The organism is Terasakiella sp., from assembly GCF_048267425.1.
Taxonomy (GTDB): Bacteria; Pseudomonadota; Alphaproteobacteria; order Rhodospirillales; family Terasakiellaceae; genus Terasakiella.
On the sequence record NZ_JBLWXN010000018.1, the window covers coordinates 23,694 to 32,261 of the forward strand.

At 46.6% G+C, this 8,568-nt stretch carries 5 protein-coding genes; 4 read left to right on the forward strand and 1 reads right to left on the reverse strand.

Annotated elements, in window-relative coordinates:
* Nucleotides 1–33: 33 nt before the first annotated feature.
* Nucleotides 34–3,309: a DUF3971 domain-containing protein gene (locus ACN0VA_RS17215; protein WP_417822362.1), complete on the reverse strand. Its 3,276-nt coding sequence runs from the start codon at nt 3,307–3,309 to the stop codon at nt 34–36.
* Between the two features lie 93 nt (nt 3,310–3,402).
* Here ACN0VA_RS17215 and ACN0VA_RS17220 point away from each other — a divergent pair, with 93 nt between their 5' ends.
* The 4 genes from ACN0VA_RS17220 to ACN0VA_RS17235 all read left to right on the forward strand — a co-directional run bounded on the left by ACN0VA_RS17220 (nt 3,403) and on the right by ACN0VA_RS17235 (nt 8,393).
* The gene (locus ACN0VA_RS17220; protein ID WP_417822363.1) at nt 3,403–6,405 is read left to right on the forward strand and encodes a bifunctional [glutamine synthetase] adenylyltransferase/[glutamine synthetase]-adenylyl-L-tyrosine phosphorylase; all 3,003 of its coding nucleotides are present in this window, start codon (nt 3,403–3,405) and stop codon (nt 6,403–6,405) included.
* A gap of 12 nt (nt 6,406–6,417) precedes the next feature.
* Nucleotides 6,418–6,882, forward strand: coding sequence for a thioredoxin-dependent thiol peroxidase (bcp, locus tag ACN0VA_RS17225; protein ID WP_417822364.1), 465 nt, complete (start codon nt 6,418–6,420; stop codon nt 6,880–6,882).
* Nucleotides 6,883–6,938: 56 nt separating this feature from the next.
* On the forward strand, nt 6,939–7,712 hold the full coding sequence (locus tag ACN0VA_RS17230; RefSeq protein WP_417822365.1) for a DNA-binding response regulator: 774 nt from the start codon (nt 6,939–6,941) through the stop codon (nt 7,710–7,712).
* Between the two features lie 204 nt (nt 7,713–7,916).
* Nucleotides 7,917–8,393, forward strand: coding sequence for a hypothetical protein (locus ACN0VA_RS17235; RefSeq protein WP_417822366.1), 477 nt, complete (start codon nt 7,917–7,919; stop codon nt 8,391–8,393).
* Nucleotides 8,394–8,568 lie beyond the last annotated feature (175 nt).

Sequence of the window (8,568 nt, forward strand, 5' to 3'; positions counted from 1 at the left end):
AAGGCTTCCTTCAAAATGAGGAAGCCTTTTTCTTTACTTTGCAGGAACAGCAACCGGGGGAGTATTGTCCCCATCCCCGATTTGGAAGATTTTGCGCAGCACACCGGGGGCAAGTGCACTGACAGGGTTCACACTGACATCGGCATCATCCAAATTGCCTTTAATGGTATAAGTCCAGGCAAACAAACCGCCACCTTTTTCCCCAGCAGAAAACAGATTACCCAAGATCGGCACATTGCCCAGCAACGAATTTAATCCATAAGCAGGCACAACCGTTCCTGAAATATCAGCCACCTTGGCAAAAGTGTAAATCTTGCCCGCCCATGTCAGGCCAAGTGAAATACCATTTGTACGGCCATCTTTGAATTCAATCACACCACCATCATACTTAAACGGTGACACCAACGAGGAAAACCCAATACCATCGCCCTGCAAGCTATCCAGTACACCGGTTAAGGCCGCGAGGCTTAAAAGTTTTGCCAATGCCGGAACCTTGGTAATGCGATAATCATTAATGCGAATACTTCCTACAAGGGGACGGCGCGGGGCATCATCATTAATCACCCCTTCGATGGTCAAATCCCCGCCTTTCATATCGTCAAACATGTCCAAGGCCCGCAGCAAAGCACCCGCATCACCCGTTTCCATTTTCAGTCTGCGGTTCTGTCCATCCGGTGACAAATCGATCATAAAGGGCTTTCCGCCACCAACCACGCCGCTGAGATGGGCTTGCGTCCAGATTTTACCATCCGAAGACAGCGCACCCGCCACCGTATCCAATGTATATTCGTCATCTAGCCAAACACGATCAAATCGACCGGAAAAAGTTCCGGGCAAATCCGTGTCTTTTTCCTCGTCCAACTGTGCGCTTTCACTATTTTGACGGCTGTTTTTCAGCACATGGGTCAGATCCAGACTTTCGCCCGTGATATCCAGCTCCCATCCCACACGTGGCGAATAAAGGATTGTGCCATTCGTAATATTTGTTTTGCCCGCCTGAAAGCGGGAAACCTGCATCGTCTGAATTTGTTTGCCTTGCGCATCCAGCGCAATTGATCCGGACGCTTTTAAATCCCCACTGGACACCGAGAAATAAGGCACACCAATTAAACGCTCGGCATTAAAATTAACCTTGGCATAGGCTTCCCCTTCCCCATCAGTTTCTTTTCGCCAATGAATAACAGGAATATCGATTTCGGCCCCTTTTAAATCAGCAAAGGCTTCCAAAATACCGATCCCGCCCCAATCTTCGGTAATGGTCGCATCCACATGAACAGGCCCATCGATAATCTTGTTGTTAAAGGGCGGAAAATCTAAGCGCAATTCCTTGATCCGTTGATCTTCGCTCACCACACCGTCCAATAAGAAACGACGTTTAAACAAAGTATTTTGCGTGAAATTTTCACGCCATTTCAAATCTGCAGGGATTGAGCCAAGGATAATTTTGCCTTCAACATCCATTCCTTTTTTGTCAACGACCAGATCAATCTCGCCTTTGCTGATATCTTCATCAAACATGACATCGTTAATTGCAATGTTCGACCCTTTGGCCTTGGCCTGCACATCGACACCATCCCAATCCAGATCATTCAACAACAGGAAAGACATCGTCATATCCGTTACCGCATCACCTGACGTTTTTTTAGGGGCTATCCCTAAAGCCTTGGCAAACCCCAACGGTTTATTATCAATAAAGGTCAATGTGTCGCGCAATGGCCCTGCCGCCGTCAAAGACAGATTAAGTCGTTGATCATATTCGTCCAAACCGACAATATCTATTTGCGCCTTTTTCAATTTGATGGTGTCGACTTCACCACTTGTAACCGTAATTTTAAAAGATTGATGATCGTATTTTGCCCAACCGTTAGCGTTTCTGACTTTGGGCATAGGCGATAAATAATCAACGCTCACGCCATCCATCTCCATATCGCCGAACACATGATGCAAAGTGATCTCACCTTTATCATTGGCACTTAGTGAAAGATTAATTCCTGCACGATGCACTATGCCGTCAGAAATATTACTGACAACCCAATCACGCGCATTGTCATTCAATCCACGAGGCCAATACCGATATAAATTGGATGGATTGACGTTGAGCAACTCCCCGACAAGATCGGTCGAACGGTCTGGACCATTTAAAACGCCCGCAAATGTACCTTTTAGGGTTCCGGTTGGACCTTCCCCTAAATCAAAATTCAATTCGTCCAATTGAAACTGGTCTAAACGCGCATCATATTCCCCGCTCAGACGTATAACTTCCATCGGGATATAGTCTTCAATCGGTTGGGGTAATTTCACCAATGTGCCCACCGGCAGCGCCAACATGGCTTCTTGAATACGAAGTTTGCCATCCAGATCTTCATAGGCGGCACGCAACGCCATTGTATCAATTGTCAGAGCTTGTTTCGCCGGTTCAGGCAGGATGATTTTCCCCTTCGTCGATTTCAAATCCGCAAAAAAGGAACGCACTTTCCAATCTGTGTCAAAAGCAGCATTCACTTTTCCTTCCAGATCAAATTGAAGTGGTTTAAGGGCATCCAATTCCGGCAATAACAGAGATAAATCCCCCACATTGAGGGTGCCAATATTTGCTTGAGTATCTAAAATTTCGGTCGTCAGGTTATAAGAGGCATTCAAATCGACTTTTGCAGGCTTTCCCCCAAGCAAAACTTCCAGCCCAATATCCATCACCATCGTTTCGCCGATACGTTCCAATTCAAAAGACGTATTGGGCGCAATCAAGCTGGTTTGGTTTTTGCGATCATTGTAATCAAGCGTTGCTTTACTCACGACCAGCTTTTTCAAAAAGCTGAACGGACGATTGGGATCTGGTGTTTTTCCGATAAAATCATCCAGTCGGAAAGCACGGTCTGCACGCACTGTCATGCCGTTGCCCAATTCAAAAGCAAACGTCCCATCGCCATGGCGCATCAAATTAATTTGTGGTTCAATCAATTCAATACTGCTGGGGGCAACGACGCCTTTCAATAACGCTTGCGCGCTTAAAGATAAGGATGCTTCAGGAACAGAAGCCAGACGGCGACCATCCCTTGTAAAAATACTCGCACCAACAATTTTAATATCAAGTGTGCGTTCCCACCCTTCCCAGCTCAGGACCGTATCTTTAATTTTAACCGTCATGCCACGGGTGTTGTGCGAAACAGCATCAAGAATGTAAGGGGTCAGTTGTGGCAAAGAAATAGGACCTTGCGACAACTTCCACGCAATCACAAGCGCGAGCAACGCAATCCCGGCAAGAACCGCGCTAACTATCTGGAGTGTATGTTTTAATGTCTTCCAGACCACCGAGCTTAATCCAATCCTTTTTCATACTTGATAAACAAATCCAGTTGGCGCACTGTTGCAAAAACAAGATGCTTACAGCTGGGGGAAATTATTATGACATCACTTTGGTACCAAACGGTTAACAGCCCTCTCCCACAGGCTTCTGATACAGAAAAAACAGATGTTGGTTTTCTTCACTGGCAAGAAGCCTGCGAGCGCATTGATGACACTGAACGCAAGGCGTTTGCAACCCATCTTATAAAAGATGAACAGGCACGCAAAATATTTTATGCTATTTTCGGCAACAGCCCATTCCTAACCCATTGTGTTTTAAAAGATATTTTATTCTTTTCCACCTTGATGCAAGAAGGGCCGGACAAGACCTTTAAACAGCTTATGTCAGACCTTACAGCCTTCTGGGAAACTCAACCCGAACGCGAAGCAATGGCCAAAGAGTTGCGAATCACCAAACGAAAAGCGGCCCTGACAATCGCTTTGGCTGATATTTGTCAGATATGGGATGTTTTTCAAGTTACCGACAACCTGACAACATTGGCCGAAACGTCCTTGGATTATGCCTGTGGGACACTTTTGCGCGAAGGCCATCAACGCGGGTATTTTAAATTACCCGACCCGGAAAACCATCCACAAAAAGGGTCAGGCTTGATCGTACTCGGCATGGGAAAGCTTGGGGGGCGCGAACTGAACTATTCCAGTGACGTGGATATTATTGTTCTTTTCGACACCGACGTTATTCAAACAGACGATCCGTGGGATTTACAAAAAAATATGGTGCGTCTGACCAAACAACTGGTGCAAATGATGGATGACCGCACCGCACATGGTTATGTTTTTCGCACAGATCTTCGTTTGCGCCCCGATCCCGGTTCCACCCCGTTGGCCATATCTGTTTTGGCGGCTGAAACTTATTATGAAAGTATTGGGCAAAACTGGGAACGCGCCGCCATGATCAAGGCCCGCCCGGTTGCTGGCGATATTGAGGCCGGTTACGCCTTCCTTGAAATTCTACGTCCCTATATGTGGCGCAAATATATGGATTTTGCGGCCATTCAGGACATTCATGCCATTAAACGCCAGATTAATGCGCATAAAGGCGGACATAACATTGCCCTGAACGGACATAATGTCAAATTGGGACATGGCGGCATTCGTGAAATTGAATTTTACGCCCAGACCCAACAACTTATCTGGGGGGGACGTAATCCTGACCTTCGGGTTGCCCCAACATGTAAAGCCTTACAGGCACTGGTTGATGCCGAACAGGTTGAGCAAGACGTGTGCGATAACCTGATTGAAAGCTACCAATACCTGCGCAAGGTCGAACATCGCATTCAGATGACCAATGACGAGCAAACCCATTCCATTCCCGAAGATGACGAGGCCGTAGAACATTTGGCAACCTTCCTTGGTTATGGAAACAAGGACAGTTTTGCCAAAGAATTCATCGCACATTTGGAACGGGTTGAAACCTATTATGCCGAACTGTTTGAAGAAAGCAGCGAAATAAACACCCACGCGGAAGAGACAGGCAATCTTGTCTTTACCGGCGGAGATGCCGATCCGGGTACCTTGCAATATCTACGCTCCATCGGTTTTGAAAACCCCGGTTTTGTCGACACAACTGTACGCGGTTGGCATCATGCCCGCTATCGCGCAACCCGAAGCCGACGATCGCGTGAAATTCTGACCGATTTGATGCCTGCTCTCCTCCATGCCCTTGCACAAACGGCAGAACCGGACACGGCCTTTCGCCATTTTGACGATTTCCTGAGCAAGCTTCCCGCAGGCGTACAACTGTTTTCCATGTTTCAGGTCAACCCACATCTTTTAGATTTGGTGGCCGAGGTTATGGGCGAAGCCCCGCGTCTGGCTGAACACCTCGCGCGTAACTCCACATTACTGGAATATGTTCTTACCCCCGATTTCTTTACCCCCCTTCCCGATGTCACTGAATTACGCGAGGATTTGCACAAAGTTCTGGAACAGGCCCGTGATTTTCAGGATGTTCTGGACCTGTCACGTCGATGGGCCAATGACCGCAAGTTTCAGGTCGGTGTGCAGACCTTGCGTCAAATTATTACGATTAAAGAGTCAGGACTGGCGCAAACCCATATTGCAGAAGCAATTATTCAGGAAATTCTGCCCTGCGTGATCGATGAGTTGGCCCAAAAACACGGCATTATCGAGCAAGGCGAAATTTGCATTATCGGTCTGGGCAAGGCAGGCAGTCGAGACATGACCGCAACCAGTGACCTTGATCTTGTTTTTATATATGAAGCACCAGAAGATTGTATCGGATCAAACGGCGAGCGCAGCCTGAGTACCGCACAATATTACGCACGCCTATCACAACGCTTTATCAATGCCCTGACCGCCCCCACCGGGGACGGTATGCTTTATGAAGTCGATATGCGTCTAAGACCATCGGGCAATTCCGGCCCAATTGCTTCCAGTCTGGACTCCTTTATCCGTTATCACAATGAAGCTGCCTGGACGTGGGAACACATGGCCCTGACCCGCGCACGTGTAATCAGCGGCGCGCCAACCCTCAGCGCCAAAGTTGAACAACACATTCAGGACGTTCTATGTCGACAACGTGACAATGATAAGCTTCTCTTTGATGTCGCAGATATGCGCAAAAGGATGGATAAAGAACATCACACGGATATCGTCTGGGACATCAAACAATATCGCGGTGGTATCGTCGACATTGATTTTATGGCGCAATATCTGCAACTACGTCATGCCTGCGATTATCCTGACATTCTGCAAAACAACACGATTGATGTTTTACATAAGGCCCGCGATTTGGAGATTATCGATGAAGCAATGGCCAATGATTTGATATCCGCTGTCGAATTATGGAACATCATTCAGGGCTACCTGCGCCTCACCGTTGCGGCTGAATTGAAAAAGAAAGACGGCGGTGATCTGCCTCATGCCTTAAAAGACGACCTTGTTCAAGCCTGCGGGGAACCCTCGTTCGATATGCTTTGTGAACGGATGAAAAATTCAGCAGATCTTGTTTTGAAACATTATAAACAATTGATCGATACCCCGGCATCGACTATCACTTTACAAGACGATAAACAATAAGGATCACGGACCATGACACTTGAAGTAGGCAGCCCAGCCCCCGATTTCACACTTCCGACCGATGGCAACGGCGAGCTCAGCCTCTCAAGCCTGCGCGGTAAAAAAGTTGTCCTCTATTTCTACCCAAAAGACAGCACGCCGGGCTGCACGACACAGGCCAAAGGTTTTCGTGATGAACGCGCGGCTTTTGAAGCTGAGAACTGCGTTATCATCGGGGCATCCAAAGATACCGTCAAACGCCATGACAACTTTAAAACCAAACAGGAATTGAACTTCCCGCTTGTGTCCGATGCAGAAAGCGACCTTTGCGAAACATACGGTGTTTGGCAGGAAAAAAAGATGTACGGCAAGACATTTATGGGGATTGTGCGCACAACATTCCTGATTGATGAAAACGGGATCATCAAAAAGATATGGCCCAAAGTAAAAGTCAAAGACCATATTGCAGAGGTCTTGGAAGCCGTTAAAACACTTTGAACTTTTTAGACTTTCATATAATGTTCTGATCAGTTGAGTATGGGGGATTACATCACATGGTTGGTAAAAAAAGCGATCTGGAAATTCAGGTCGAAAACGAGTTTTTAGAAGAAGCACGCGACATTATGAATCTGCTTGAAGTTCAACGCGAAAACCTGCGTTCGAACTTCAACAGCGACGACATGGCAAGACTACGCCGCAACGTCCAGCTATTAGGTGCTCAGGCCCATGCGGCCGATTTCGGTATCGTCAGTATGCTGTCACATCGTCTGGAAGATTATCTGGAACGGATCGACACAATGGCGGACCCGCATGGCGATAATGTCCGCATGTTTCTGGATAAAATTGAAGGGGCACTGGACGGCACCCTCGAAGTCGGCAAACCAAATGCGGGGGCCGAACTGGTACGCGAACTCCCGTCCACCAGTAAATTTGTCCACGAATTTGGTGATCTGGAAAAGAAAAATATCGAAGTTCTCGTCATCGTTCCCGACAAGGCCACAGGCCATATTGTTGAACGTGAAATGGCAGAATGCGGCTATCGCGTTTCATTTGCCAAATCATCGTTTAAGGGGTTTGAAATTGCCATTCGCACCCGCCCGGATATGGTTTTGGCCTCCGGTCAAATTGATGAACTGTCCGGCATCGATCTTGCCAACGCATTTTCTGCCATGCCGGCTTCCAAGGACATTCCTTTTGCCTTGCTAACCAGTAATGACTGGGGACATCCCAGCCTGAAAGCCCTGCCCCATTCTGTCGGGCTGGTGCGCAAAGGAAAACATTTTGGCGACGATATTGCTGATTGCTTGCGTCGTTTCCAGATCACATAATTCTGACAGCAGTTGCATGCTATAGGCAAAAAAAAGCGGCGGACACACTCGGAAAGGTCCGCCGTTTTTTTATCCATAAAGGGCAGTTCCTGATGACCTCAAGAACAATCAACCATTCGGTAACTGTCCCCCGAACTATGCGAACTAATGCCGAACTAATGCCCCGAACTAATCCGAAAAAAGAGTTGAAGTTTAGATAGTCAAATGATCGTACAAAATGAGAATAAGGTTTTCGATGTTTCTTTTGGACAATGGATCAATGCACTATTTTTCAATATAACTGCATCCGATGAAACTGGTCCTTGGAATGCTCATTTAGATTTTGAAGGGCAAAAAGAAGCTTTTTTTCACTTACTCCAAAAGTGGTTGGCAGAAAAAAAAATTCACCTACTTCCTCCTACGGAATATGTTATCTGGAATTGTCCAGAAAAGGAGAAATCGTTCCTTTTTTCTGTCAGGGGAGAGCCTCAATACGGTAGCTTTAGTGTACCAACTAAAAAAATAAAAGGTTATACGATTTGGAGTATTCCTCATGAAGAAATGATATTATATATTCGAGACCATTGGCCTAAAGATGTAACAGACGAAAACGACCTAAAGTTAATAGACTTTTTTTACGGCAGCTACTGTCCTAACATTATTTGGGTGGATTCTGAAAACGGAAACCTTGTCGCAAGTTAATGACCTTTAGTTCTTTAGTTCGGGTTTAGTTTTAGTTCGGGGGCTTTCGGGGGCTTTTAGTTCGTTAGTTCGAGGGTTAGTTCGAGGGACAGTTACCAATCTCTCGGTTTTGGTCCGGGCTTTTTAGGCAATAAAGGGCGGCCAAGCTGTTCCTCTAAGTTTTGAACAAAGTTGT

Coding starts and splice junctions, on each gene's coding strand:
- ACN0VA_RS17220 (WP_417822363.1), top strand. CDS start 3,403: ATGACATCACTTTGGTACCAAACGGTTAACAGCCCTCTCCCACAGGCT.
- bcp (WP_417822364.1), top strand. CDS start 6,418: ATGACACTTGAAGTAGGCAGCCCAGCCCCCGATTTCACACTTCCGACC.
- ACN0VA_RS17230 (WP_417822365.1), top strand. CDS start 6,939: ATGGTTGGTAAAAAAAGCGATCTGGAAATTCAGGTCGAAAACGAGTTT.
- ACN0VA_RS17235 (WP_417822366.1), top strand. CDS start 7,917: ATGATCGTACAAAATGAGAATAAGGTTTTCGATGTTTCTTTTGGACAA.